This is a genomic window from Aliikangiella marina, assembly GCF_007004765.1.
Lineage (GTDB): Bacteria > Pseudomonadota > Gammaproteobacteria > Enterobacterales > Kangiellaceae > Aliikangiella > Aliikangiella marina.
The window spans coordinates 1-25,988 of the sequence record NZ_VIKR01000005.1 but is presented as its reverse complement, the minus strand read 5'-3'; the positions used below and the strand labels follow the sequence as shown (position 1 = coordinate 25,988).

Annotated in this window: 28 protein-coding genes; 24 read left to right on the top strand and 4 right to left on the bottom strand. The window is 42.2% G+C overall.

The features are described from left to right. Position 1 precedes the first annotated feature (1 nt). The 22 genes from FLL45_RS17375 to FLL45_RS17270 all read left to right on the top strand — a co-directional run bounded on the left by FLL45_RS17375 (position 2) and on the right by FLL45_RS17270 (position 20,103). On the top strand, positions 2–601 hold the full coding sequence (locus FLL45_RS17375; protein ID WP_142943376.1) for a PilN domain-containing protein: 600 nt from the start codon (positions 2–4) through the stop codon (positions 599–601). Beyond that, entirely contained in the window at positions 594–1,259 is a 666-nt protein-coding gene (locus FLL45_RS17370; RefSeq protein ID WP_142943375.1) for a hypothetical protein, read from the top strand. The genes FLL45_RS17375 and FLL45_RS17370 overlap by 8 nt, the downstream gene beginning before the upstream one ends. Continuing rightward, on the top strand, positions 1,252–1,566 hold the full coding sequence (locus tag FLL45_RS17365; protein ID WP_142943374.1) for a hypothetical protein: 315 nt from the start codon (positions 1,252–1,254) through the stop codon (positions 1,564–1,566). Before FLL45_RS17370 ends, FLL45_RS17365 begins: the two co-directional genes overlap by 8 nt. A 7-nt stretch (positions 1,567–1,573) precedes the next feature. Next, a complete protein-coding gene (mshL, locus tag FLL45_RS17360) occupies positions 1,574–3,202 on the top strand; it encodes a pilus (MSHA type) biogenesis protein MshL (protein ID WP_185964530.1) in 1,629 nt (542 codons plus the stop codon). A 38-nt stretch (positions 3,203–3,240) separates the two neighbouring features. Continuing rightward, on the top strand, positions 3,241–4,128 hold the full coding sequence (locus FLL45_RS17355) for an ExeA family protein (protein WP_185964529.1): 888 nt from the start codon (positions 3,241–3,243) through the stop codon (positions 4,126–4,128). 18 nt (positions 4,129–4,146) lie between these two features. Then, the gene (locus tag FLL45_RS17350) at positions 4,147–5,400 is read left to right on the top strand and encodes a tetratricopeptide repeat protein (RefSeq protein ID WP_142943371.1); all 1,254 of its coding nucleotides are present in this window, start codon (positions 4,147–4,149) and stop codon (positions 5,398–5,400) included. A 2-nt stretch (positions 5,401–5,402) separates the two neighbouring features. Beyond that, positions 5,403–7,106: a GspE/PulE family protein gene (locus FLL45_RS17345; protein WP_142943370.1), complete on the top strand. Its 1,704-nt coding sequence runs from the start codon at positions 5,403–5,405 to the stop codon at positions 7,104–7,106. 3 nt (positions 7,107–7,109) lie between these two features. Then, complete coding sequence (locus tag FLL45_RS17340; protein ID WP_142943369.1) at positions 7,110–8,342, top strand: type II secretion system F family protein; 1,233 nt, start codon at positions 7,110–7,112, stop codon at positions 8,340–8,342. A 1-nt stretch (position 8,343) separates the two neighbouring features. Further along, positions 8,344–8,859: a hypothetical protein gene (locus tag FLL45_RS17335; RefSeq protein WP_142943368.1), complete on the top strand. Its 516-nt coding sequence runs from the start codon at positions 8,344–8,346 to the stop codon at positions 8,857–8,859. 90 nt (positions 8,860–8,949) lie between these two features. Beyond that, the gene (locus FLL45_RS17330) at positions 8,950–9,408 is read left to right on the top strand and encodes a type II secretion system protein (RefSeq protein ID WP_142943367.1); all 459 of its coding nucleotides are present in this window, start codon (positions 8,950–8,952) and stop codon (positions 9,406–9,408) included. Beyond that, a complete protein-coding gene (locus FLL45_RS17325; RefSeq protein ID WP_185964528.1) occupies positions 9,374–9,862 on the top strand; it encodes a prepilin-type N-terminal cleavage/methylation domain-containing protein in 489 nt (162 codons plus the stop codon). Before FLL45_RS17330 ends, FLL45_RS17325 begins: the two co-directional genes overlap by 35 nt. Beyond that, on the top strand, positions 9,856–10,395 hold the full coding sequence (locus FLL45_RS17320) for a pilus assembly FimT family protein (protein WP_142943365.1): 540 nt from the start codon (positions 9,856–9,858) through the stop codon (positions 10,393–10,395). The genes FLL45_RS17325 and FLL45_RS17320 overlap by 7 nt, the downstream gene beginning before the upstream one ends. Beyond that, positions 10,395–11,198 carry a type II secretion system protein gene (locus FLL45_RS17315; protein WP_142943364.1) on the top strand — a complete coding sequence of 268 codons (804 nt, stop codon included), beginning with the start codon at positions 10,395–10,397 and terminating at the stop codon, positions 11,196–11,198. Before FLL45_RS17320 ends, FLL45_RS17315 begins: the two co-directional genes overlap by 1 nt. Further along, entirely contained in the window at positions 11,188–11,625 is a 438-nt protein-coding gene (locus tag FLL45_RS17310; RefSeq protein WP_185964527.1) for a hypothetical protein, read from the top strand. The genes FLL45_RS17315 and FLL45_RS17310 overlap by 11 nt, the downstream gene beginning before the upstream one ends. A gap of 9 nt (positions 11,626–11,634) precedes the next feature. After that, entirely contained in the window at positions 11,635–12,096 is a 462-nt protein-coding gene (locus FLL45_RS17305) for a YchJ family protein (RefSeq protein WP_142943362.1), read from the top strand. A 61-nt stretch (positions 12,097–12,157) separates the two neighbouring features. Beyond that, on the top strand, positions 12,158–13,006 hold the full coding sequence (locus FLL45_RS17300) for a peroxiredoxin family protein (RefSeq protein ID WP_142943361.1): 849 nt from the start codon (positions 12,158–12,160) through the stop codon (positions 13,004–13,006). Between the two features lie 115 nt (positions 13,007–13,121). Continuing rightward, a complete protein-coding gene (glyQ, locus tag FLL45_RS17295; protein ID WP_142943360.1) occupies positions 13,122–14,063 on the top strand; it encodes a glycine--tRNA ligase subunit alpha in 942 nt (313 codons plus the stop codon). After that, complete coding sequence (gene glyS / locus FLL45_RS17290) at positions 14,056–16,125, top strand: glycine--tRNA ligase subunit beta (protein WP_142943359.1); 2,070 nt, start codon at positions 14,056–14,058, stop codon at positions 16,123–16,125. Before glyQ ends, glyS begins: the two co-directional genes overlap by 8 nt. Positions 16,126–16,231: 106 nt before the next feature. After that, the gene (gene gmhB / locus FLL45_RS17285) at positions 16,232–16,777 is read left to right on the top strand and encodes a D-glycero-beta-D-manno-heptose 1,7-bisphosphate 7-phosphatase (protein WP_142943358.1); all 546 of its coding nucleotides are present in this window, start codon (positions 16,232–16,234) and stop codon (positions 16,775–16,777) included. A 186-nt stretch (positions 16,778–16,963) separates the two neighbouring features. Beyond that, positions 16,964–18,871, top strand: a complete 1,908-nt coding sequence (locus tag FLL45_RS17280; protein ID WP_142943357.1) for a tetratricopeptide repeat-containing diguanylate cyclase — start codon at positions 16,964–16,966, stop codon at positions 18,869–18,871. Between the two features lie 5 nt (positions 18,872–18,876). Beyond that, positions 18,877–19,650, top strand: a complete 774-nt coding sequence (locus tag FLL45_RS17275; protein WP_142943356.1) for a nuclear transport factor 2 family protein — start codon at positions 18,877–18,879, stop codon at positions 19,648–19,650. Positions 19,651–19,791: 141 nt separating this feature from the next. Beyond that, on the top strand, positions 19,792–20,103 hold the full coding sequence (locus FLL45_RS17270; protein WP_210247228.1) for a superinfection immunity protein: 312 nt from the start codon (positions 19,792–19,794) through the stop codon (positions 20,101–20,103). Positions 20,104–20,180: 77 nt separating this feature from the next. Here FLL45_RS17270 and FLL45_RS17265 read toward each other — a convergent pair whose 3' ends face one another. Then, entirely contained in the window at positions 20,181–22,220 is a 2,040-nt protein-coding gene (locus FLL45_RS17265) for an NADPH-dependent 2,4-dienoyl-CoA reductase (RefSeq protein WP_142943355.1), read from the bottom strand. A gap of 86 nt (positions 22,221–22,306) precedes the next feature. On the opposite strand from FLL45_RS17265, the gene FLL45_RS17260 reads away from it, so the two are divergent. Next, entirely contained in the window at positions 22,307–22,951 is a 645-nt protein-coding gene (locus FLL45_RS17260; protein WP_142943354.1) for a TetR/AcrR family transcriptional regulator, read from the top strand. Further along, positions 22,948–23,457 carry an endonuclease V gene (locus tag FLL45_RS17255; RefSeq protein ID WP_142943353.1) on the top strand — a complete coding sequence of 170 codons (510 nt, stop codon included), beginning with the start codon at positions 22,948–22,950 and terminating at the stop codon, positions 23,455–23,457. Before FLL45_RS17260 ends, FLL45_RS17255 begins: the two co-directional genes overlap by 4 nt. 218 nt (positions 23,458–23,675) lie before the next feature. Here FLL45_RS17255 and FLL45_RS17250 read toward each other — a convergent pair whose 3' ends face one another. The 3 genes from FLL45_RS17250 to FLL45_RS17240 form a co-directional block, all read right to left on the bottom strand. Next, positions 23,676–24,008: a hypothetical protein gene (locus FLL45_RS17250; protein WP_142943352.1), complete on the bottom strand. Its 333-nt coding sequence runs from the start codon at positions 24,006–24,008 to the stop codon at positions 23,676–23,678. Between the two features lie 213 nt (positions 24,009–24,221). Further along, a complete protein-coding gene (locus FLL45_RS17245) occupies positions 24,222–24,536 on the bottom strand; it encodes a hypothetical protein (protein ID WP_142943351.1) in 315 nt (104 codons plus the stop codon). 161 nt (positions 24,537–24,697) lie between these two features. Then, positions 24,698–24,943, bottom strand: coding sequence for a hypothetical protein (locus FLL45_RS17240; RefSeq protein ID WP_142943350.1), 246 nt, complete (start codon positions 24,941–24,943; stop codon positions 24,698–24,700). Between the last annotated feature and the right edge of the window lie 1,045 nt (positions 24,944–25,988).

Sequence of the window (25,988 nt, the reverse complement as noted above, 5' to 3'; positions counted from 1 at the left end):
CATGATGCAGTCTGTAAATTTTTATCTCGAAGAATATCGACCCAAGCCGCTGTCATTTGACTCGCGTTTTGCATTACTCGCGCTGGTTGCGAGTTTAATCATGTTCATCGGCTTTGGTATTTTTAAGTCGAATCATCTCCATTCACAGCAACAACAACTGAGCCTAAAACAGGCAGAACTTAAGAAGTTGGAGTCTGATCAATTGGTGATACAGCAGCAAATGCGTACCAACAACGAAAAAGCCTCAATCGATGAAAAAATAGCGACTCGTCAGAAGAGTTTAACGAGCTTCCGCAAAATCTTAGCGAACATGTCCCAACCAGGCACCCAAGTATCAACACCTTATAGCCAAATTTTGCAGCAACTTGGTGAACAGAAATCCCAATCGGTATGGTTAACCCAGATAAATATTAATTCACAGTCTTTGAGTTTACAGGGAAGCTCTACACAAACCGAGGCGATCCCACATTACGTCGAATTACTGAGGAATTCAGAAAGTCTAAAACGTCAATTCGATGAACTTAAAGTTGAGAGAGACCAGAGTGACTCGCGATACGTTAATTTTTCTTTAACCAACGGCAGGCTAAGTGACGATGGATAAGTTAAAGAAATCAATTCAACAGTTCGATGAGTTACCGATTCGCACGCGACTGATGATTACCTTCGCCGGGTTGTTACTCATACTAGTGATTTTCGAATTGGCTTGGTATGGCCCGACAGACTCACAAACCAAAACAGTGAAGCAACAAATCGACTCCACCGAAAAACAAATAGCCAGCACAACTCAAATGCTGCAAGAATTGAACAAAGGTATTTATAACCAGCGTAATAACCCAAAGCAAACGCTTCTCAGCTCCCTTGATCAACAAGTTGATCAAATACAGTCCGAACTAGAAAAACGAACGCGTAGCTTAGTTAGACCTCAAGCGATGGCGGGTCTATTAAAAGAAATTATCGATAACTCCAAACAGTTGAAGCTGTTATCTCTTGAAAAACAAGCACCGGTTCCATTGTATGAACCAACTGCAGATGAAGATGGAACATCTCAAGATGCACAAGTTCAAATGTACCGTCATCCCATCGTAATGATTTTTGAAGGTGGCTATGCCGATACCCAGGCGTTTTTAAAACAACTCGAATCGATGCAACAAAAGGTTAATTTCGAAAGTTTTGAGTTTTCGGTTGAGAGTTACCCAAAATCAAAAGTGACGTTAGTGGTTTCAACTTATAGTTTAAGTAGGAAGTGGATCGGTGGCTAAAATACTAATTGGCATAATTCTCATCAGTTTAGCGAGCAGTGTAGGCGCATTTGTCGATCCCACTCGTCCGCTGATTAGAGCACCAAAACCTGCGCCTATTGAAACCGTCAAAGTCGAGCAAAAGCAACCCTTGACGGCCATTTTTACCAAAGGTAAAAATCGTTTTGCCGTGATTGAAGATAAAATTTATCGAACCGGCGATACCTACCGCAACTCGCAAATAATCAGAATTACCAACGATAAGGTGATATTGCGAACAGCCGAAGGGACTCGTCGATTAACCCTGATTCAGAAGATAAAAAAGTAATATGAGTATGCTTAAATCAACTTTACCAACAACAGCAAAAGTGATCAGTACGGCCATTTCTGCTTGTCTGTTAATGAGCTGCCAGACTTTTCAAGTTGAAGAGCAGAAGAAAACAACGCTTGCTGGCAGTGCGATCGCTGAAATTCAGCAAGACCAAAAACAGCAACCAATTTCCAATCAGGAAATGTTAAATACTTTATTACCACCCGCCACTGAGGCTGAGATCGAAATCGTCGAAGATCGCTTCGATGTCTCGGTAAAAGGTATTGATGCGAGAAGCTTTTTACTCGGTCTCGTCAGTGATACACCCTACAACATGGTGGTAAGCCCAGAGGTTAATGTCCAAGTTTCATTACAGCTCAAAAATGTCACTGTATCGGAAGTCCTCTCGGCAGTCGAAAGAATTTATCCGCTAATGGTAGAGAAGAAAGGTAACTTAATATTTGTTTCTTCTGCAGAAACCATGACTGCAGTCTACCCGGTCGACTACCTCAATTTATCGCGCTCAGGTAAATCACGAACCAGTATCGCCGGACAAACCATTGCTGCCAGCGGTGACCAACAAGGTGGCAATAGACCAGCAAATAACAACCGCGGTGGAGGCGGTGGAAGTGGCAATAATGTCACGCTGTTAAACTCCAGTGAAATAACCACCGAAAGCAAAACAAACTTCTGGAAAGAACTACAAGAAAGCTTAAATCTAATCGTCAAAGACGAGGAAAAAGCCAATATTGTTGTCAGTCCTCACGCCGGAATCGTGGTTGTAAGAGCGCTACCTAGAACACAAAGAATTATTCGAGATTACTTGGGACAAACGCAACAAAACCTTGATCGTCAGGTCGTTTTAGAAGCAAAGATTATTGAAGTCACACTTTCTGACGGCTTTCAATCAGGGGTCGACTGGACCAAAATAAATACCTCAAGTAGCTCTACCTATACTTTCGGTCAATCGGGCCAAGTCTTACAAACACCAGCTGGTGATCAACCATTAAATGGTATATTCTCGCTGTTATATCAAGGGACATCTTTTGATGCAGCGATCGATCTGCTCGAAAGCCAGGGTGATGTTCAGGTGCTTTCTTCACCTCGCGTTTCGACAGTGAATAATCAAAAGGCCGTCATTAAAGTCGGTTCTGATCAATTTTTCGTTACCGATGTATCAACTACGACGGTAACAGGAACGAGTACAGCGACCACACCAAACGTTACACTCACACCTTTCTTTTCTGGTATTTCATTGGATGTGACTCCTCAAATTAATCGCCAAGGCGAGATCGTGTTACATATTCATCCTGTCGTCAGTGAAGTAGAAGATCAAAATAAAGTCCTTAGTTTAGGCCAAGATCAATTTACCTTACCACTCGCGCTGACCAATATTCGCGAGTCTGATTCAATCGTCAGAACTAAAGATCAGCAAGTCATTGTTATCGGTGGACTCATGCAAAACCGCATTCAAGAAGAGCAAACTTCGACGCCGTTGCTTGGAGATATTCCGGTATTAGGAGGTTTGTTCAAACAAACACGCGATACCGTCGTAAAAAGTGAATTGGTTATTTTACTCAAAGCCAATTTAGTGGATAAACAATACACCGATCAGCAACTCGAAGAAATTAAGCAGCGATATAATCAACTGTAAGGAATACGATTAGTGCCATGTACCTTTACCGATTTGCGATGAAAAAATTGCCATTTAGTCTGACACCAGACACGGCATTTTTTTGTCCATTACCGACTCACGTAGAGGCACTTAACACACTGACTTTCGCCCTCAATAGTGGCGAAGCGCTCGTCAAAGTCGTTGGCGAAGTAGGCACGGGTAAAACCCTGTTGTGCCGTTTACTGCTCAATCAACTCGAAAACACTCGTAAGCTAGCTTATATTCCTTATCCAAAACTATCCGCGCGAGAACTAAAATTTGCCCTGGCTAAAGAGTTAGGCTTACGTATTACCGATAACTGTCGCGAAGATCAGTTGTCTGCACGAATTCAAACTCGGCTACTTAACCTCAACAAAAAACATGGTCCAGTAGTTTTGCTGATTGATGAAGCGCAACAGCTCGATGAAGAAGGTTTGGAAACTTTAAGACTGTTCACCAACCTCGAAACCGAGCATCAAAAACTATTACAAATAGTCTTGTTTGGCCAACCAGAGTTAGATAAAACGCTAGCCAAAAAACAAATGCGTCAAATAAAACAGCGGATCGTGTTCAGTTATCAGATCACATCTTTAAACAACCAACAAATCCAACAATATGTTACTGGCAGACTGGCTATCGCGAGTGAGCAATCGATTCAGTATTCATGGCTTGCTAATCAAATGATCGCTCAGTACTCGAAAGGTGTGCCACGCTTGATCAATATTTTGTGTCACAAAGCGCTGTTACTCGCTTATGGGCAAAACCGACAAAAAATAACCGCATTCAATGTGATACGCGCAGCAAAAGACACAGAGTCTATAAATACCTGGCTGCAAGATAACCTGAAGCCCTTGTTCACTATCTCTGCTATCCTCGCCAGCGGCTCTGCTATGGCCGTGTGGGGGTTAATGGGGAGTGGGTTGTAATGCGTAGTAGGTATTAAAATGAGCGTCGTCAATCAAATGCTACGTGATCTTGAGGGGCAGCAACAATCATCGCGGCCACTCAATATGCAAGCAGTATCAAAAAGCAAAAGGCCTCTATTCTTTATTTTAAGCACACTGGTTGTGTTGTCGCTGATTATGTTTCTATTTTGGCAATATGGAATTACGAACCAACCGACTGACTTAATCGCTCATCATACGCAGCAAGACAAGCTAACTAACAAACCAACTGATCAGTCGGGCACCACAATAAATAATTTACCGCCCAAAATTAATCTAGCGTCTTCCGCTAACGCATCGTCTTCTACTAGTGCTCCATCCAAAACATCGGTCAATTCTATTCAGCCAACCCAGTTAGAAACAGCCCAGTCGCCACCAGCAAGTCACGGCATGCAAAAAGAGAAACTGGCTGAAATATCATCCAACAACATGCTTAATGCGAATAATCCTGTTGTCGCGAGTGAAAACAAGGTTGCAAGTAATAACGATACTAAAAAAAGTCACACTAAAGCTTTAAAAACTGATTTAAATGATAAAAACAGCCAAATACTAACCAATAGTGATGAACCAAATGTCGCGGTTAAAACCGCTGTGGCTGATGCCGCTAGCAATCTAAACAAATCGAACGATACTTCTCCAAAAGCAGTCAATCAAAATAATTCGGTTCCGATGATTCAGCAGTCTCAAGAAACGCTTCGACTCAAATCATTGCAACAAATACAGAGTGATAGTCGATTTGAAGCATTTTCACAAACTCAACAGCGAGTAAACCAACTACTGCAACAAGATCCAGAATTTCATCAAGCAAGATTATTTTTAATCAACCATGCGATTAAAAATCAATTCATCGAACTGCCCAAGCTGCTCCAACAGAGTGTAGATTCATTCCCACAGATTTCAGCGTACCGACTTACCGCAGCTCGATACTATTTCGAAAATAATCAGTTTGAGTTAGCCGAGAACATTTTGCTGGACCTCAATTTAGAAGCGAATCAAATCACTCAGCTTTTGCAGATACGAGCATTAGCTCGACAAAAGCTTGAAAAACATCAATTGGCCATCGGTGATTACTCGAAGATATTACAAGATGAACCAAATCGAGGGGACATTTATCTTGCCCTCGGGATCTCATTTGATGCTTTGGGCGATTTTGTTCAAGCCAAACGAAGCTTTCAAAACGCACTAAGCGATCGGCGGCTTAATCAGCGTCAGGCGCAATTTGCGGAAAGTAAAATTAATCAGTATCAAGGCTAGCTATGTTATTAAAAAAAGTTCGACTGGGTGACTTGCTAATCGAAAAAGGTGCGATCACTGAAAAGCAGCTTGATGACGCCTTAAAAGAACAAAAAACCAATCGACAGCGATTAGGTAAATTGCTTGTCAGTCTTGGATATGTTGATGAGAAGCAACTGTTAACCTTGCTTGCTCAACAACTTCAAATCGAATATATCGATCTTGTTCGATTCAAGATCAATACAGAAGCTATTCACAAATTATCAGAAATGAATGCTCGTCGGTTCCGAGCACTTGTTATCGACGAAAAAGACAGCGATTACCTCGTTGTGATGGCGGATCCGACTGACTTAGACAAGTTCGATCAGTTGCAAGAAAAACTCGATAAGCCGATAAAACTTTGCGTCGCGATAGAGTCAGAAATACTGGCTAATATTGATAATCTCTATCGTGGTAGTAATGAAATCTCTAGCTTGGCGGAAGAACTCGAAGACGAGCTAGGTGATGAAAGTTTTGATTTACCGGGTCTTAATGACAACCTTTCCAACGAAGAAGCGCCAGTCGCAAAACTATTGCAGTCAATCTTTGACCAAGCAATCCAAATGAAAGCTTCCGATATTCATATTGAGCCCGATGCAACTGTTCTGCGAGTCAGAATGCGGGTCGATGGCCAATTACAGGAACAGATAATTAAAGAAACCAGAATTGTTCCTGCACTTGTCTTAAGACTCAAACTCATGTGCGGTTTGGATATTTCCGAAAAGAGAATCCCACAAGATGGTCGCTTTAGAATTAGAGCGAGAGGCCACGACGTTGATATTCGTTTATCAACTATGCCGGTTCAACACGGCGAATCCGTAGTCATGAGATTACTCGATCAAAGTGGCGGACTACTCAAATTAGAACAAACAGGTATTGAGCCTAAATTACTGAGAGAAATTCATCGACTCCTCGATTATCCTCACGGACTGATTTTGGTTACCGGTCCAACTGGTAGTGGTAAAACAACCACGCTTTATTCAGCCTTATCTGAACTGAATTCTCCTGAGAAAAAAATAATCACCATTGAAGATCCTGTGGAATATAAGTTATCACGGATCAATCAGGTTCAAGTGAATAATAAAATCGGATTAACTTTTGCAAAGGTACTAAGGACCGTTTTGAGGCAGGACCCGGATGTCATCTTGGTAGGGGAAATGCGCGATCAAGAAACTGCCGAAATTGGTTTACGCGCTGCGGTTACCGGACATTTAGTTTTATCCACATTGCATACCAACGATACGCTATCTGCAGCCATTCGATTAGCTGATATGGGTGCCGAGCCTTACCTCCTCGCATCAGGTTTGCGAGGAGTAATTGCTCAGCGACTCGTACGCAGGATTTGCTCATTTTGTGGTGAGGACTACACCGCCAGTAAAACTGAGACAGCCTGGCTCAAAAAAGAGAGCGATAAAGTGACCGAAGCAACGGTTTGGAAGCATGGCAAGGGTTGTACGCAATGCCATAACACTGGCTATCGAGGGCGTGCCGCTATTTTCGAAATATTACTGCCGGACCAAGGCATGTTAGAGGCTATCCGCAAAAAAGAGTTTGATACGTTTAGTCGCTTAGCGAGAAAATCTGAATTCTTCACACCTTTAAGTCAATCTGCAATTAACTTAGCACTAGAGGGCATTACCACTGTTGATGAAGTGTTGAGAGTTTGTGAGTCGGTAGAGGAAGGATAAGCATTGGCTACTTTTGAATATGTCGCCAAAAACGCGAGCGGCGAGTCTATCAGCGGAACAATGGAAGCAGTCAACCGAGAAGTCGTTGCTGATCGCTTACTATCTCGAGGTAACGTGCCGGTTAACATCGCTGAAAAAAGCGAATCCGAAAGTTTGCTCGATGCCGACATCGGTAAAATATTCCGTTCTCGGAGTGTCAAATTACAAGATCTGGTGATGTTCAGCCGTCAAATGTACAGTTTGACTAAAGCGGGAATCCCTTTAACCAGAGCAATCGCTGGACTATTGGAAACCACCAATTCTATTGCGCTCCGAGAAGCGCTCGAATCGATTAACAGCGACCTAAACGCTGGTAATAATCTCGCCTCTTCATTTGCACGACACGATCACATTTTTTCATCCATCTATGTCAGCTTGATTCACGTGGGCGAAAATTCCGGGCGACTGGAGGAAGCCTTTAGGCAAATTGCCGAATATCTTGAACTAGAACAAACAACCCGACAACGGATCAAAAGCGCGATGCGCTATCCAATGTTTGTTACTTTAGCAATCGTCGCAGCCGTTATTATTATTAACATTTGGGTAATCCCCCAATTTAGTTCGATCTTTGCCCAGTTTAATGCTGGCCAATTACCGCTGCCAACCCGCATTCTTATGGCGACCAGTGAGTTCTTCCTTAATTATTGGTGGCTAGTCGGATTACTATCGGTCGGATCGGTCGTCGGCTTTCTGCAATACATTAAAACCCCAGCAGGAAAACTCTGGTGGGACAGAATAAAGCTCAAATTTCCAGTGATTGGCGATATCATCTATCGTGCGCTTCTGGCTAGGTTTTCGAGAACCTTTGGCATGATGATTCGCTCGGGTGTGCCGTTAATTAACGCCTTAAATATCGTCGCCGAAGTTGTCGATAATGATTGGGTCGCTCAGCACGTCAGAGATATGCGCGGCGGCGTAGAGAATGGCGAGTCAATTCGCTTAGTCGCCTCACGAACCGAAATGTTTTCACCGCTGGTCATTCAAATGGTCTCGGTCGGGGAAGAAACCGGACAATTAGACGAAATGTTGGAGCAGGTTGCGCTATTTTATGAAGAGCAGGTGGATTACGACCTCAAGAAACTGTCTGATTATATCGAGCCAATTATGATTGTATTCATAGGTGGTATTGTATTGATCTTGATGTTAGCGGTTTATTTACCCATGTGGGAGCTCACCTCGGCCGGAAGACGAGGCTAATTTGCTAACCACAACGAGTTTTAAAAACCGGCTTTTCTATCTCGGATTAATAGCGCTATTCGTGTTGTTTGCGGTTTATTGGCTAATTTATAAAGAACCCAGCTCAATAAACAATCTTGAGCGGCGAGCATTTGCTTTAAATTACTCCGCTTTTGAAAATGGCATTAGATTGGCTAATTACCAGTTTATAGTGCGCGCAGCTAACGAGCGGAGTAATACTAATAAATCGATTAAAATCAATCGGTTAATGTTCAACAACAATGGCTTTCCTGTTGCTAATGAAGACGCTTCTAGTTACAGACAGTCACCCAGTACAGTCCAAGACTGTCGGGCAATTTGGCAACGGGTACTAGGCCCTTTGCAACCAGAATTATCGATATCGGCTAAGGAAAGTCGATATTGGGTCGATATTACTGTGGATAATATTTGCGTATATCGAAATGGTCGGATAGATGACCAGCAAATAGAATATGACGCAGTTAAAGGATTAGTTTCAATTGTAACGATAAACAATTAATTTTATTGAAATTTTTGATTTTTTCGCTACACTTGAGTTAGAGTTAAATTTGAGCAGCCTTTTTGCAGGCTAAAACATGGGGAAAGTAGAGTGAAATTACTTCAAGCAAAACAATCTGGTTTTACGTTAATCGAGCTAATTGTCGTGATCGTAATCTTAGGTATTATGTCAGCTGTGGCCATTCCACAATTCGTCAATCTTCAAGCGGATGCTCGCGCGTCTGTAATGGGCGGTGTAGAAGGTTCTGTGCGTAGCGCAGCAACTTTAGTTTATTCAAAGTCTTTAATTAACGGCACCGAAGCCCTTGCTGGTGGTGCTGCGGGTGCAGAAGTCGATGTTAACGGCGTAACCGTTGCTACCGCGTTCGGTTACCCAACGGAAGCTGCAATTGACCTTGTTGTTGATTTAACTGGTGCCCCAGATGTATCAGAAGCAGCAGGTGTGTTTACCTACACTGGTCAAGCTGGATGCACAGTTACTTACACAGAACCAGGTGCCGCGGGCGCGTCACCGAATGTCGTCAATGCAGCAACCAGCGCAACTTGCTAATAAAAAAACCGCATTGAGAAGAACAAGTAAGCCGCCTGCCCATCAGGCGGCTTTTACGTTAGTAGAACTTATTGTCGTTATTGCCATCCTGGCAATCATTGTGGCCTATATTGGTCTAAGACCAAATTCCTCTAGCGACTATTCGCAAGATGCTGTCGCCGAACAAATCATTGCTGCTGGCCGGCTAACTCAACAACTCGCCATGAATGATTCTGCAAGGGCATTTACCTTGGCCTTATCGGCCAATCAGATAAACTTGCTTGCTGATGGCGCAGCATTTGCCGCGGGTGGATTTGTTTATCCTGTTGCAGTGGATCCACAACTGACAATTTCGCCCGTAAGTAACATTACTTTCGATAGACTTGGCCAGACTGCTGCGGCTACTATAACCATTACTGGAGACTCCACCGCACAAGTCTGTTTTGAAGCCAGTGGACTCATTCGACGATGTTAATCGGTAAAAGTGTCATGCTTAATTGCAAACAAAAGACAAAGGGTTACTCATTGATCGAGTTGGTGATTACCATTACCTTGACCAGTATTGTCATTGTACTTTTTTATAGTTACATGAGTCAGCAACAGTTGCGTTCAGTGTCTCCAGTGATTCAAGTCAAAGCCGCTCAACTGGCGCAAGCTTATCTGGAAGAAATCAGCTTAAAACGTTATGACGAAAACTCCCCTGCAGGTAACGCACAACGCTGCAATTCTCCTGCAGCAGCGGCTTGCAGTGCCGCCCTCGGTAACGAAGGTGAAACCCGCGCGCTTTTTGATGACATTGATGACTTCAATGGCTTAAATGAATCACCACCTAGAGATGCACTAGACAACATTCGCTCTGGTTTCACCGGCTTTTCAGTCAGTGCGACGGTGACTTACGCTGGCGGCGATTTTGGCCTGGCTGCTCAAGATATGAAACGAGTTGAACTCACTGTTACAACGCCGGAAGGCACCCCTTTTGTTTTCAGCCAATATAAGGGCAACTTCTAATGCGCTGGGCAAAGCAGCAAGCGTTTAGTCTACTCGAACTGATTATCGTGATCACTATCACGGCTATCTTAGCGATTTCTCTGACCAGTCTCACCGAATACAGTATCACCGGTTATATCGACGCCAAAGATCGCAATCAACTCAGTCAATCAGCAAAGTGGACCACTGAACGGATCGCTCGAGAGGCCAGAGAAGCTTTACCACAGAGTATTCGAGTCAATGTCAATGCAGGTGTCCATTGTGTAGAGTTTATGAATATTGTTAATGGTTCGACTTATTTGAATTTACCATCCAATGGGGCAATCACTAGCTTTAATGCAGTCGAATTTGATATTAACTTTAGTGCGGGTTTGATCGTCGCCATAATGCCGATCAACCCGACAGACATTTATTCGGTTGCCGGCACTCTAGGCGATGTAGCGTCAATTGTTGATCTGGGCAACCAATCACAAATCAATCTTACCGGACCGACAACCTTTTCACGTCGTTCACCACAAGACCGTTTCTATTTATTAACCACGCCGATTTCATTTTGTTTAGACGATACTAATGGTCAACTAACACGTTATTCCGGGTATCCGATAGCACTCGCACAGCCAACACCACCAGCGGCGGGTAACAGTGAGCTAATCGCAGAAAACTATCGCGCTAATGGAACCGTATTCAATTATCAAGCAGGCACTTTAAGCCGAGCGGGCTTATTGCAGATTAATTTCCAAATGCAAAACCGAAATCGAAATTTAGCCGGTAACGAAGAAGCTTTTGACGTTTTTCATGAGGTCCATATTCGAAATGTTCCATGAGGCACGCTTAACTTTGCCAGTAAAACACTTTCCCCGGCAGCAACGAGGACTGAGTTTGGCATTTTTGCTTTTCGCTATCATTATCGTCGGTTTACTCGCCGCGGCGCTCGTTCAGATAAACGCACAATCTAATCTTGCCAATGCACAGCAAGTCATTTCAACGCGGGCTTTTTTTGCAGCTGAGTCGGGTGCTCAATTACAAGGACTAAGAATTTTTCCTGTGGGCGGAGGTGCTGGCGTTTGCGCCAATCAAAACTATACTTTTACAACTAACGGCGTCAACGGTTGTACAGCGAATACCACCTGCACTGCGACGACGATAGGTGGCACAAACTATTATCAAGTGACAAGCGCCGGTCAGTGCAATGCGGGGCAACCATTACAAGCAACAAGAACCATTGAAGTGAGAATGCAAAATCTTAATTAGGTTGACACTATGCGATGTTACTGCTGTTCTGGAAAACTATTTGCAGATTGCTGCGAGCCAATCTTAACGGGAACACAACCAGCGGATGCGCCGGAGGCGCTAATGCGATCACGCTACAGCGCGTTTTGCAGCAACAATGCTTGCTATCTCGTATCAACCCATTGGCCAGTTGAACCCGACAGTCGCGCCCAAATACAGCAAACGATTGACTCCACAAAGTGGCTTGGTTTAAAGGTTATTCGTACCGACTTGCACCCAAATACTTTAACTGGCAGCGTTGAGTTTGTTGCTTTTTTTGATGACCAAGGCGTCAAGCAACTTCATGAAAAATCGAGTTTCGTTAAGCAAAATGATAAGTGGTTTTATACCAGTGGCGAACATCTACCGCCGATAAAAATTGGCCGAAATGACGAGTGCTTTTGTGGCTCTGGCAAAAAATTTAAGCGATGTCATATCGCCAAGTCGTGTTGATCAGTGTCGCGATTGTTTATCATAGATAACAATCATTTGAATAATCACTTAAAGTAGTTACATGCTCAAATCATTTTTTATTTCCAGCTATATTCTAGTGGCTCATTTAATTCTGATAATGAGTATTCACCAACTCCTCACCGCCGGGTTTAATTGGTATGCATTTGGCCTTTTCATCAGCTCAGCCCCCGTTGTACTGCTATTTGATGGGTTGATGCTGACAAAGTCTAAAGCGAGAACCGATAAAAGCTTGTCCTTCTTTACTTTAATGATCTTTATCGGCTTTGGATTTATCCTGTTCGGCAATTGGGTCAATGACGGATTTAAGGCGATAAACTTGATTCTAGAGTCGACCGTTCCTATCGGTTGGTTGTTATACCTTTATTGGTACTCAAGCTTTGGCAATCGGCGTAATTCGATACTAAAAGTAGGCAATAAATTACCCAACTTGAGCTTAGTTGATTTAAGCCAAAACAATTTTGAAACGAATCAATTGACGGGCGCTCCAAGCATACTGCTTTTTTACCGGGGTAACTGGTGCCCACTGTGTATGGCGCAAATCAAAGAAATCGCGGCTGACTATCAACAATTGGCCGACCGTGGCGTGCAAGTAGTTATGGTCAGTCCACAACCCCAGCACTACACCCAAAAACTCGCAAAGCGATTTAAAGCCCCGTTAATTTTTCTTCAAGATCTCGATAATAAAGCCGCAAAATACCTGGGTATCTGTGTCGAAAATGGACTCCCGCTGGGGATGCAAATGCTTGGATATGATTCAGATGTGCCAATGCCTACCCTGATTATCACCGACGCTAACGGCAATATTGTATTCACCGACTTAACCAACAACTACCGGGTCAGACCGGAGCCTGCGACATTTTTGAGGGTTTTAGACCAGCTTAGGACTTAAAATTCTGAAGATTCACTAAAGATCGCGAATTTTAACCATAGGATCACTGTATTAGGATTGCTATAATCCGCCCTTTATTTATCACCATTAATAACGCAATTGCGTTCTGGGTTATATGAGTACAAACAAAGGAATCACTGGTGCTCCACAGACTTTCCAAGGTCTGATTATGGCACTTCAGGAGTTTTGGTCTAACCAAGGCTGCGTCATTGTTCAACCGCTCGATTTAGAAGTCGGCGCGGGTACCTTTCATCCTGCCACTTTTTTACGTTCGATCGGTCCCGAGCCATGGAACTCCGCTTATGTTCAACCATGTCGTCGTCCGACCGACGGTCGTTATGGTGAAAACCCGAACCGACTTCAGCACTATTATCAATACCAAGTAGTTTTGAAGCCGTCTCCCAAAAACATTCAGGATTTATACCTCCAATCCTTAAACATTTTGGGTATCGATACGCTAGAACATGATATTCGATTCGTTGAAGATAATTGGGAGTCTCCTACGCTAGGCGCTTGGGGACTCGGTTGGGAAGTTTGGTTAAACGGAATGGAAGTCACCCAGTTTACCTACTTTCAACAAGTGGGCGGACTCGAATGCAAGCCGGTTACCGGCGAAATTACTTATGGTTTAGAAAGGATTGCAATGTACTTGCAAGGCGTTGATAGCATATTTGACCTCGTTTGGACTGAAGGACCACAGGGTCAAGTCACCTATCGTGATGTCTTTCATCAAAACGAAGTTGAGATGTCCGCTTATAACTTTGAACATGCTGACGTCGATTACTTATTTGGTTTCTTCGATTATTGTGAAACTCAAAGTCAGCAGTTAATCGAAAAAGGACTTCCGTTGCCCGCGTATGAAATGGTGCTAAAGGCTTCACATGCGTTTAATTTATTAGACGCCCGTCATGCAATTTCAGTTACCGAGCGTCAAAGATATATTTTAAGAGTGCGCGCGTTATCGCGAGCAGTCGCTCAAGCTTATTATGATTCTCGAGAAGCATTAGGTTTCCCTATTTGCAAGCAGGATAGCAACCAGGAGAAAATCAATGACTAAACAAGACTTTCTATTTGAATTAGGTTGCGAAGAGTTACCACCCAAAGCGCTGCCCAAGCTTGCCGCGTCGCTACACGACAGCATCAAGCAATCATTAGACTCGCTATCACTGACTTTTACTGACAGTGAATGGTTTGCTACACCACGTCGATTGGCGGTTCGGTTCACTGATTTGGATACCGCGCAAGCCGATAAGCAAGTAGAAAAACTCGGACCGGCGGTTCAAGCAGCATTCGATCAAGAAGGAAATCCGAAACCCGCTGCCGTTGGATTTGCTAAATCCAACGGTGTTGAAGTTGATCAATTAACTCGTAAGCAGACTGACAAAGGCGAACGGCTTGCCTTTATCGCCGATGTCAAAGGTCAAGCGACCAGCGAGCTGCTGCAGGACGTGCTAGAAAAAGCAGTCAACCAACTGCCTGTTCCAAAAGCCATGCGCTGGGGAGACTCAAGTGCGCAATTTACCCGTCCTGTTCATTGGATCCTGGCCATTTTAGGCGAGCAGATATTACCGGTTAAATTATTCGAGCTTGAAGCGTCTAATCAAACTTTTGGGCATCGCTTTCACGCCCCAGAAGTGATTACTATTCGTGTAGCAGCTGACTATGATTCAGCACTCAATCAAGCTAAAGTCATTACTTCATTTGCAGCCCGCAAAGCAAAAATTCGAGAACAAGTTGAATCAATTGCGCAAAAACTGGATGCAACGGCGGTAGTCGATGAAGAATTATTAGAAGAAGTTGCAGCACTCGTCGAGTGGCCGGTGGCCCTTGCAGGTAACTTCGATAAAGCTTTTTTAGATGTTCCCTCGGAAGCACTAATCTCTTCAATGGCAGAACATCAAAAATACTTTCATTTAGTCGATGCGAACAATAACTTGTTACCAAAGTTTATTACTATCTCCAACATTGAAAGCCGTAATCCTCACTCGGTGATCGAGGGTAATGAAAAAGTTATTCGACCAAGATTAGCGGATGCTAAATTTTTCTATGACACTGATAGTAAAAAATCACTCGCTGATTACACTGAGAAACTAAAAACGATTTTATTCCAAAATAAACTGGGCACTTTGTTCGATAAGACTCAACGGGTTAAAGCGTTGGCTAATTCAATCGCGCAAATGTTAAACGCCGACGTTGGGCTAGTAAGCCGAGCAGCAGAACTCTGCAAATGCGATTTAATGACTGACATGGTTTATGAATTTCCCGACCTTCAAGGCATTATGGGCCGTTACTATGCCACCAATGATGGAGAGCCCGCTGAAGTTGCAGCCGCTATGGATGAAGTTTATATGCCTCGTTTTGCTGGTGATGAGCTACCGCAAACGACTACCGGCTTAATCCTCGCAATTGCCGAACGTATTGATACCTTAGTGGGTATTTTCGGGATTAATCAAATTCCGACGGGTGCTAAAGATCCTTTTGCCCTTCGCCGCGCTTCGCTTGGTGTACTAAGATTGATTACCGAGAAATCGTTGAATCTTAATTTAAGTGAATTGATCGATGCGTCGATCTCCAGTTATCAGGATATTACGCTTGAGGAGAACACTAAAAATCAATTACTCGAGTTTTTTGCTGCAAGAGAGTTGGCGATGTATCAAGCCATGAATATTCCAACACAAGCCATTCAATCGGTACAAGCACTAAAAATTACTAAGCCCACTGATCTTGCAAAAAGAGTCGATGCTGTCGCTCAGTTTAATCAGTCAGAAGAAAGCGCCGACTTGGCTGAAGCCAACAAACGCGTTAAGAACATTTTAGAAAAATCTGAATTTGATCCAACCGCTATTCAGATTGACGAAACACTTTTTGAGTCAGACGAAGCAGCTCTTTTTTCTACAATTAAGGAAAACAAAGATTTTGTTGCCAGTAGTGCCGCAAACGGCGAGTATCAAGTTGCGCTCGATAAGTTGGCGGGCTTAAAATCAGTCGTCAATAACTTTTTTGACAACGTCATGATCAATGCTGAAGATCCTAAAGTTCGTAATAACCGTCTCGCGTTAATTACTGAACTCAGAGGATTATTTTTACAAATAGCTGACATTTCGCTTCTACAAAAGTAATTGTTACTATTTGGTCTGATCAGTTAAAGGTCAGGGAACTCCTTTGGGTGTTTCCCTGACTAATCAACTATCAATAATTCTAATAACATTCGTTAGCGGCGCAGCTATGATAACAAATAACAAGCTCGTTATTCTCGACCGAGACGGTGTAATTAATCTTGATTCCGACAATTATGTAAAATCTCCGGATGAATGGATCCCCATAAACTCGAGTCTTCAAGCCATTGCCAAGCTTAATTTAGCTGGCTTTAAAGTCGCAGTTGCTACCAACCAATCCGGTATTGCCAGGGGATACTTCGATCAAGTGACCCTGACTTTGATGCATAAGAAAATGGAACTAGCGTTAGCGGAGCACGGAGCCCACATCGACGCCTTAGAATTTTGTCCGGATCATCCAGATACAGCCGGTCCCAACCGCAAGCCCAATCCGGGGATGGCGCTAAAACTTCTCGAGCTATTTCAAGCTAACCCCGCTGATACCTGGTTTATCGGCGATTCTATGTCAGATGTCAACTGTGCGCTAAATGCCGGATGCAAGCCAGCCTTAGTAAAAACAGGTAAAGGTGAGCGAACAATTGCAAAAGGAGGGCTCCCCGAAAACCTACCTATTTTTGAAAACCTTGCAGACTTTGTCAGCCAACTAATCCGCTAGTTGAATAGCTATTGTCACAACGCAACTCAGCACATTCTTGTTAACAAGTTCTCTCAATGACGTCTCAATGAGTAATCAATCTTCAAGTACTTCTGTTGCTGGTAGTATTCGATTAACCGTCTATACTTGATCGCATAATGAATCGATTTAATTATGCAGACAACCAACCTAGTAGCTCTACTTTAAATGCGACTCTCTAGTTCAACAGTTAATCTTTGTTTAAGCGGCTTATTCCTCGTCATTTGCTCAGTTCAAGCGATTGCCACAGAATCAATTGAAAAAGGTTCCAGTGAACCGATCACTGATGTGAGTAGCCAGCTCGCTCAAATTAAACAACTAATCAATCATGATCCTGCCAGTGCAAGGCAGCAGATTGATGATCTCCGTGATAATTTTGGTGATAGTGTTTCTAACGAAAATTTAGTTTTATTTGGACTCGACTGTGAACAAAATATTGTCTTGGGCCATGCACAAGAGGCAAAAGACGTCGCATCTTTAGGTCTTAAGCGCTTTGCTTCATTAGAGTTAAGTCCGAGCTATGGTGAATTAATCGTGTGTTATGGAAACGCACTAGAGTTCTTAGGTGACATTAAAACTGCGAGTAAATATTACAACCAGGGAATTCAGATCGCTGAAATGTTAGATTCAGCAAAGCTGGCAACCTATGCCTATCGCGCACGAGGTGATCTTAATGCCTACCATGGCACAGTAGAAAGTGCCCTCGCCGACTTGCATAAAGCGTATCAAGTCGCAGAAACCAATAACGATACTTTTAATTTAGGACTTGCAAAAAACTCCCTTGCAAACCTCTATGTCTATATTAAAGACTACCAAAAAGCTTTAGATATTTACTTAGAAATCCAAGAAAGCGCCTCGCAGAGCAATAACTTACTTAATCTAGCAACGACCACATACAATATCGCTCGGGTTTATCAAGATCTCGGAGAAATCGAGCAAGCGGCCAGTTACTTCAATCAGTCATATCAGGTCAGTGAAAAAATTGGCGATGATGCCGGCGTCGCATTTGCGCTGAAAGGCCTTGGTATTATTGACTTAAATCGTCAACAGATCGAATCAGCAAAAAGGCAACTTGAAAAAGCCACTGATATTTTTCGCTCTCTCGGGGAAGTTATCCAAATTGCACAAGTAAAAATTCATCTTGGTAAGGTTTACTACGAATTAGGAGATGTCGATAAAAGTATTGCGACTTATCGCAGTGCGATTCTTTTATTCGAGGAAAAAGAATCACTCCAAAATCTTAAAAAAGCATTTGAAAGTTTATCGAGAACTTACGCTGCGATTGGCGACTTTGAGCAGGCCTATCAGGCTCAAAATAAGTATATTGAGTATTTCAAACTTCACCAACAAGAAGATCGCGAACGGCGAATTACTGAAATGCGGGTCGCCTTTGATACTGAGCGTAAAGAGCATGAAAATAAGTTGCTTGTGGAAAAGAATCGTTTTACGACTTTAGAACTTGAGAAAAAATCACAACTTGCTCGTTTTCAATATTGGGTGTTAGTACTAGGCGCGCTTTTAGTACTCTCCTTGTTACTGCTTATATGGCGATACATCAGAAATAGGAAAGTACTTGAAAAGTTAGCAAGAACCGATGAGCTGACTTTACTTGCGAATCGTCGACATATCATGGAGTTCGTGGAAAAGGAATTTATACGCGTCGAGCGCGGTGGTTCAACACTCTCGTTGGTAATGTTTGATATTGATCACTTTAAGCAATTTAACGATAAGTATGGCCATAAAGTCGGCGATAGAGTATTACAAAGTGTCGCCAAGCAGTGTTTACCTTTACTCCGAAAAAGCGATATTTTAGGAAGAATTGGTGGTGAGGAATTTTTGCTGTTTCTTCCTAATACGAGCGAAAACGAAGCCTATGCGATTGCTGAACGATGCCGAATTGCAGTTAGCGAAATTCCGACGCCATTAATTGGTGATGAAGAAAAAATAACCATAAGCAGTGGACTAGTGACCTACCATAGTTATATGAGTACAGTTGATGATATGTTAAACAAGGCTGATATGGCATTATACCAAGCTAAGAAACAGGGACGAAATAAAACCTGCATCGCCGAGTAATAACTATGCCTACGCCTATCGATCGAAAACAAAAAATAGTCGCTTTGTTAAAAGGTATTGAGACAGGCGATCCTAATTCCGTCAAGGTAGTGAACGAACAAACATACATTCAGCACAACCCACAAACTCTTGAGGGCGGTGAAGGACTCGCAGCTTTATTCAAACGTCTTTCTCAGACTAACCCTAGCGTTAATATTGTAAGAATATTTGAGGATGGCGACTTTGTTTTTGGCCACACCGAATATGATTTTTCAAGTCGACGAATCGGATTTGAAGTTTTTCGATTTGACGGTGATTATGCGGTTGAGCATTGGGACAATATTCAAGCAAGGCTCGGCCCAAATCGATCGGGACGTTCTATGGTTGATGGGACAGTTGCAGTTAAAGACCTTGAAAAAACAGAAGTTAATCGAAAGTTAGTCAAAGCATTTATCCGAAATGTTGTTATCCCTCACAATATGAGTCAAATTGAACAATACGTTTGTGAAAATAGTTTTGTTGAACACAGTCCATTCTCACAAGATGGTTTAAGAGAACTAAAAAAAACATTATTACAAAATACATCGACCTCTGAGTTTAAGATTAACTATCAAACGTTGCATCGCGTTTTAGCCCAAGGCAATTTTGTTCTCAGTGTATGCGAAGGTTTCTTTGATGGTATTCATTCTTCTTTTTACGATCTTTTTCGCGTAAATAATAATAAAATCGTTGAACATTGGGACACCCGAGAGACAGTTCCAGAAAAATCAGAGTGGAAAAATAATAATGGCAAGTTTTAAGCTTTGATCCAAAATCTCAAACTTTGATGGATTAACGGTTTATCAAATTAACGCTTTGTGCAACAATTACTCAAGATAAGTACAGTCTAATCTCAATCCCCAAGGAATAATAAACAATTATTTAAAATATGGAGACTATTGATGGGAATTAGTGTTGGCAATATATTCGTTATTCTTCTGTTGATTTTACCTTTGGCGTTACTGCCAACCATAATCGCGCTAGTCAAAAAACATCAGCATACAACCGCAATCATATTAATTAATATTTTCGGTGGGCTTTTCTTTGGTATCGGCTGGATAGTGGCTTTAGTCTGGTGTTTTGTTGTACCCAACTCTCCTGAGGAAAACTTATCAAAAGCCTCAGAGTTAGAGAAACTCAATCAACTCAAAGAAAGTGGCGTTATCACTCAAGCCGAATTTGATGCACAAAAAGCTGCGGTATTAAATAGTTAGTTATCTAACAAAGCCCTCCAACTGATTATCAGCGAGGGCTTGGTAATTTGAAAATCAACAATCTGAAATGTTGAACTCTATATTTCTGCCGCTAATCGCGTCCCTTGATTGATCGCTCGTTTCGCGTCAAGCTCTGCGGCTACATCAGCCCCGCCAATTAGGTGATAAGTTTTGGTTAACCCATCGACTAAATCTCTTTTAGGTAACTGGCCTGCACAAATCACAACATTATCAACCTCAAGTATTTTAAACTCCTCGCCAATTTTAATGTGCAATCCTTGATCATCAATCTTCAAATATTCACAACCTGGCAGCATTTTAACGCCGCGTTTTGCCAGCCCAGCGCGGTGTATCCAACCCGTGGTTTTACCGAGGCCAGCACCCACCTTACTCGCTTTTCTTTGTAGTAAGAAAATTTCTCTAGGAGAAGGATGAAATTCAACCTTAACGCCATCGACACCTCCGCGTGCTTGCATGCTCATATCAACTCCCCACTCTTTCATAAAAGTCGGAATATCAAGACTTGGTGCCACACCTTCATGAGATAAATACTCACTAACATCAAAACCAATACCACCCGCACCGATAACCGCGACTTTTTTACCGACTGGCTTTTTATCTCTAAGAACATCCAGGTAACTTAACGCTTTTGGATGATCAATACCTTCAAGTTCAGGCGTTCGCGGTGTAATACCGGTTGCTAAAATAACTTCGTCGAACTCACTGTTATTGAGGCTTTCGACGTCTACATGAGTATTAAGTTTTAAATCCACTCCCGTGAGTTCTATTTGTCGAGCAAAATAGCGGATCGTTTCATAAAATTCTTCTTTACCCGGTACTTGTTTCGCATAGTTAAACTGTCCACCAATTTCATTCGCTGCATCAAAAAGCGTCACTTGATGTCCACGCTGTGCAGCTGTGGTCGCGAATGCCAAGCCCGCAGGACCAGCACCGATTACCGCCAATTTTTTAGGGGTGTTAGTCGCACTAATATTGAGCTCTGTTTCTGCACAGGCTCTTGGATTGACCAAACAACTGGTCGGCTTACCTTCAAATACATGATCTAAACAGGCTTGGTTACAGCCGATACACGTATTAATTTCATCAGCGCGATCAGTCGCGGCTTTTACCACAAAGTCAGAGTCGGCTAGCAATGGTCTCGCCATCGAAATCATATCCGCGTCGCCGCGTGCAATAACTTCCTCACCAACCTCAGGCGTATTAATTCGGTTGGAGGTAATCACCGGTACAGAGAGGGACTCTCTAACTTTCGCTGTTACCCAAGTAAACGCTGCTCTTGGGACTTTGGTCGCAATCGTTGGAATGGGGGCTTCATGCCAACCGATACCGGTATTAATAATCGAGACGCCCGCTTTTTCAATTTGTTGACCGAGCGCGACAACTTCGTCTAGGGTACTCCCTTCTTTTAACAGGTCGAGCATCGAAAGGCGGTAAATAATAATAAATTTCTCGCCAACGGCCTCCCTAACTCGGCGGACAATTTCAATCGGTAATCGAATACGGTTTTCATAATCACCCCCCCATTTATCATCGCGCTTATTGGTGTGCTTAACGATAAACTGATTAATAAAATACCCTTCCGAACCCATTATTTCGACACCATCATAACCTGCTTCTTGTGCGAGTTTTGCTGAACGGACAAAGTCGGCGATTTGACCTTCAACTTCATCTTCTGACAGTGCGCGGGGCTTAAATGGTGTAATGGGTGACTGAACTTCAGAAGGTGCGACCAGAGTGGGACTGGCGGCATATCGACCTGCATGAAGAAATTGAACACATATTTTTCCACCTTCAGCATGAACTGCATCAGTCACCTTTTTATGTTCAGCAACCTCTTGATCGTTAGTGAGGATAGCGGCGCCATGAAAAACAGCACTCTCTGGATTAATACCAATGCCTCCGGTAACGATTAATCCCACACCACCTTTGGCTCGTTCACCGTAAAAAGCGGCTAGTTTTTCAAATCCGTTTTCTGATTCCTCTAAGTTGGTGTGCATTGAACCCATCAAAACACGATTTTTGATTGTAGTGAATCCGAGATCGAGCGGAGCGAGTAAATTCGGGTATTTAGCCAAGGCTTCTGGTGTCGCAGTCATAGGTTTAGTAGTTTATTAATTAGTCAGGTTTGATTACTATAGTGATCTATTTTGACAGTGTCAAGATAGGTTGATAGGATAGCTTCATGTCGTATAAAAGTCCTGATATCCATACCGAGAAAGCCAGTTACCATCATGGTGACTTGCGTAATCAGCTATTGTCCGCTGGACTTGAAATCATTAAAACCCAAGGGATCAACGCGCTATCACTGCGTAAATTGGCTGAAAAAGTCGGCGTAAGTAGAACCGCTCCGTACCATCATTTTAAAAATAAGAATGAGTTACTCTGCGCCATCGCGGCGTTTGGTTTTCAAGTATGGACTGATCGACTCAAGACAATTCAAGACAAATCGAATATTTCAGAAGAACAGCGTTTTCGTGAGTTTGCGCAGTCTTATGTAGACTTTGCGGTTGAAAATCCGGATCTTTATGACTTAATGTTTGGTCAACCTATCTGGAAAGAAAGCCACAATACCGGGGCACTTAAAAAAGATGCCTACCCCGCTTTTCAATATCAACGTGATTTTATTAAGTCATGGCAAGACCAGGGTATATTACCTGAAGGATTCAGTGATCTTCGCTTATCTCAGGTGATTTGGAGCACACTGCACGGTATCGCTCGGTTAGTGATTGATGGGATATATTTGCAGACCAATGACTCAAAACAAGTTGCAGAAATGTGTGATTGCGCCGTTAAGTTATTTTTAATTGAGAGTCAGTCACAAAAATGAAGCTCGCGATCGATGTCCATTATAACGGTGATGACTACGCGATAGCATCGGGTGTTTTGTTTAAGGATTGGGAGTCAGCCGAAGTTGAAGCGGTCGTCAGTGTTCGCGTTGACGAAATCCTACCTTATCAATCAGGTAGTTTCTACAAGCGAGAGTTACCTTGTGTGTTGGCACTACTAAAAAAAATAAAAATCGAGCCTGAGATTATTGTCATCGATGGTTATGTAACATTAGGTGACGATCAAACAGACGGCTTAGGGGCACATTTATACAAAGCTATTGACTCTAAAATACCTATCATCGGTGTCGCTAAAAATAGCTTCTCTGGCACCGGAGAAAAATACCAGGTTTTTCGTGGTGACAGTAAAAAACCTCTCTATATTACGACGGCTGGAATGAATCTAGAAACTGCAAAAAACAAAATTAAGTCCATGCACGGAAAGTTTAGGATACCGACAATACTTAAGCGAGTAGATTCTGAATGTCGACAAATAGTTTTACCTTAAAAATAGTGATTCGTTAAAAGTAGGATATTTTTTCTCAAGGGCGGAGTTTGCCATAAAGCAGTCGTTGGAAGATTTAGAACATGACAGTGAAATTGATTCCTGAAAGTGGACGTTCAACGCCTTTGTAAGGGGTAGCTTTGTAGTTGGTTTACTTTTGTGCTATTCAAGTACAAAAGTGAAGCGACGCTAAAGCTGTCCCGCTTGACAAACTTGTTAGCTTAGTTGTTTTTTATTGCACCAGTTAGAGCAATTGGATAAGAGGTATTGTATTGTTCATAACAACCCAATACGTAGTATGCGCTCGTTTTCCCTTGTGCCATCGCAGCCAAGGAAAATGAAACGATTTCATCTTTTGCAACATGGGTTGGAGGAATAACAACTTTTTTAGCCTGACCGCATTCATCAGGGTTCGAATGTGTTTCCTCAAATGTAATCTCGATATAACCGGATTCTCTTGCCTGAATGGAGTGAATTTTTCCAGTAATAGTACCTGCTGCTTGGGCAAAGTTACTACTTACTACAAATATTACTATCGCGAATAATTTATTCATAAATTCCTCTTTGTTTGATTTTCCTGTATTACGCTAACGCTAACCTCAATTGAGGAGTTCTATTATCCTTCAATTGAAGGGTGATGTTAATATTTTTGAATGTCGACTTTTGATTTAACTAATTTATATTACGAGCGACGACTATGTGATATTCAAGTCAAACGTTTCAATCAGCAGTTCATCAAATGCTTTGCGTTGTCGAGGTAATACCCACTAAGTTAAACCAACAAAAGAGTTGCATACAGGACAATTTGCTTCTTTTGCAATTGCAGTTACTTCTATCTCACATTTTCTGCAATAACCATTTTCTAAAAAGTCATCTCGTTCATTACTTGTAATGGGAAACCCTGATGGTGGAATGGCTACTAAAGCTACATGAGCAGCACCTGAATTCTCAGCTTTGTAGGTTTCCGCTAGAAGTAATTTATCACATCCTGAATTTCTTTCCGCTAATGACCGATAGAGGAGCTCTACCAGCTTAGAATCAGAAAGTTTCGCTAAATACCTTTCGATTTCAATTTCAGTCATTGTGAATACACTTATTAGCTGGTTTTAAACAAAAGGGTAGATTCGGTGGATTCTGAGTGACCACTTTTATTTAATTAAACTTTAAATTACATAAACTCGAGCGTCAACTACGTGATGGAGTTTGCCATACACTCATCGTTTCAGCGAATCTAACCCGTGATTCACATACCTAAACTTTCAGAGTCTTTAGCCGGTAGCCACCTCAAGACAAACCCACCATTAATATCTTGAGGCCACTCTGGTTCCTCATCATCTTCCCATGATGCAACATGGAATATACAACTATCTAGCGACCATTCAACCAAAACTTCTAGACTAAAACCATCACCAGTCAAAAATTTTATATAGCTATTTAATTCTTTCAAATTTTTAGATTCTGGGCCTGTTTTATCCTTTTTTAGGACCATAGATACAGAGCCAACTTCTTCAACGTGAGCATAACTAAAATAGCTATGCCATGTTATATCTTTGTTTTTACTAAGAGCTTCTATTGTACTGAGATACGATAATTGTCATTCTGAAAATCTTCTTGCAAATTCTTGTCTGTCCAAAACGGTTCCCTTAAATTTAAACTTCGCTTACTTATTAAGATACTTATCATACTCGAAATATTTAATGCCGAACGATTGATTTCGCTAAGTGTATTTTGCATCAATCACCTATTTCAAGCTACGTATTTATGGTTCAGTGCTACTCCCAACACTTGAACCCATATTTGCTGCTTGGGTATTAGTAATATTGGAGTCATTTCCTACTTTCTTAAGCCTTCGATCAGTAAAATAGTCTTCTCTATTAATGAGAATCGTAAAAATTGAGCCAATAAACGGCAATACCCAAACGAACATCAGCTGATACGTTCGGCGCTCTTTAACCTCAAAATGTGTATGTAGAATAACGTATGAAGCTAAGGAATTCAGAATAACTAAAACTACGACGATTCCAATTAGAATATACAAACTTCCATTTTCCAATATGTACTCCTTCCTATGCTCTAACCTCAATTGAGGCGTTCTAATATCCTTCAGTTGAAGGGTGATGTTAGTATCTTTGAGTGGCTGCTTTTTTGATTCAGATTTATTCGCTCAGCGACCGCTACGTGATGAACAGAGACAAGCAAACAACATAAATTCTACCCGGCTGGATAGCCAATTTCAGATAACTCTTTTTCAAGAGCAAACAACTACTGACAGTCACTATATCGACAATCACTCACGCTATCAATCTTCAATCTCTGAGTTGTCTCGATGTTGTTCTCGCCTTCTTTTATGAGCTTCCTTTGTTGATAATGTGAATTCATTGATTAAGGAGCAATAATGGCCATCAAACGCAGTGACCTGATTGATTCTGAAAACGCTGGTTACTATCACCTGATATCCCGTTGTGTTCGACGGGCTTTCTTATGTGGTGTGGATGATGAGACCGGGGTATCTTATGAACATCGCCGTGCTTGGA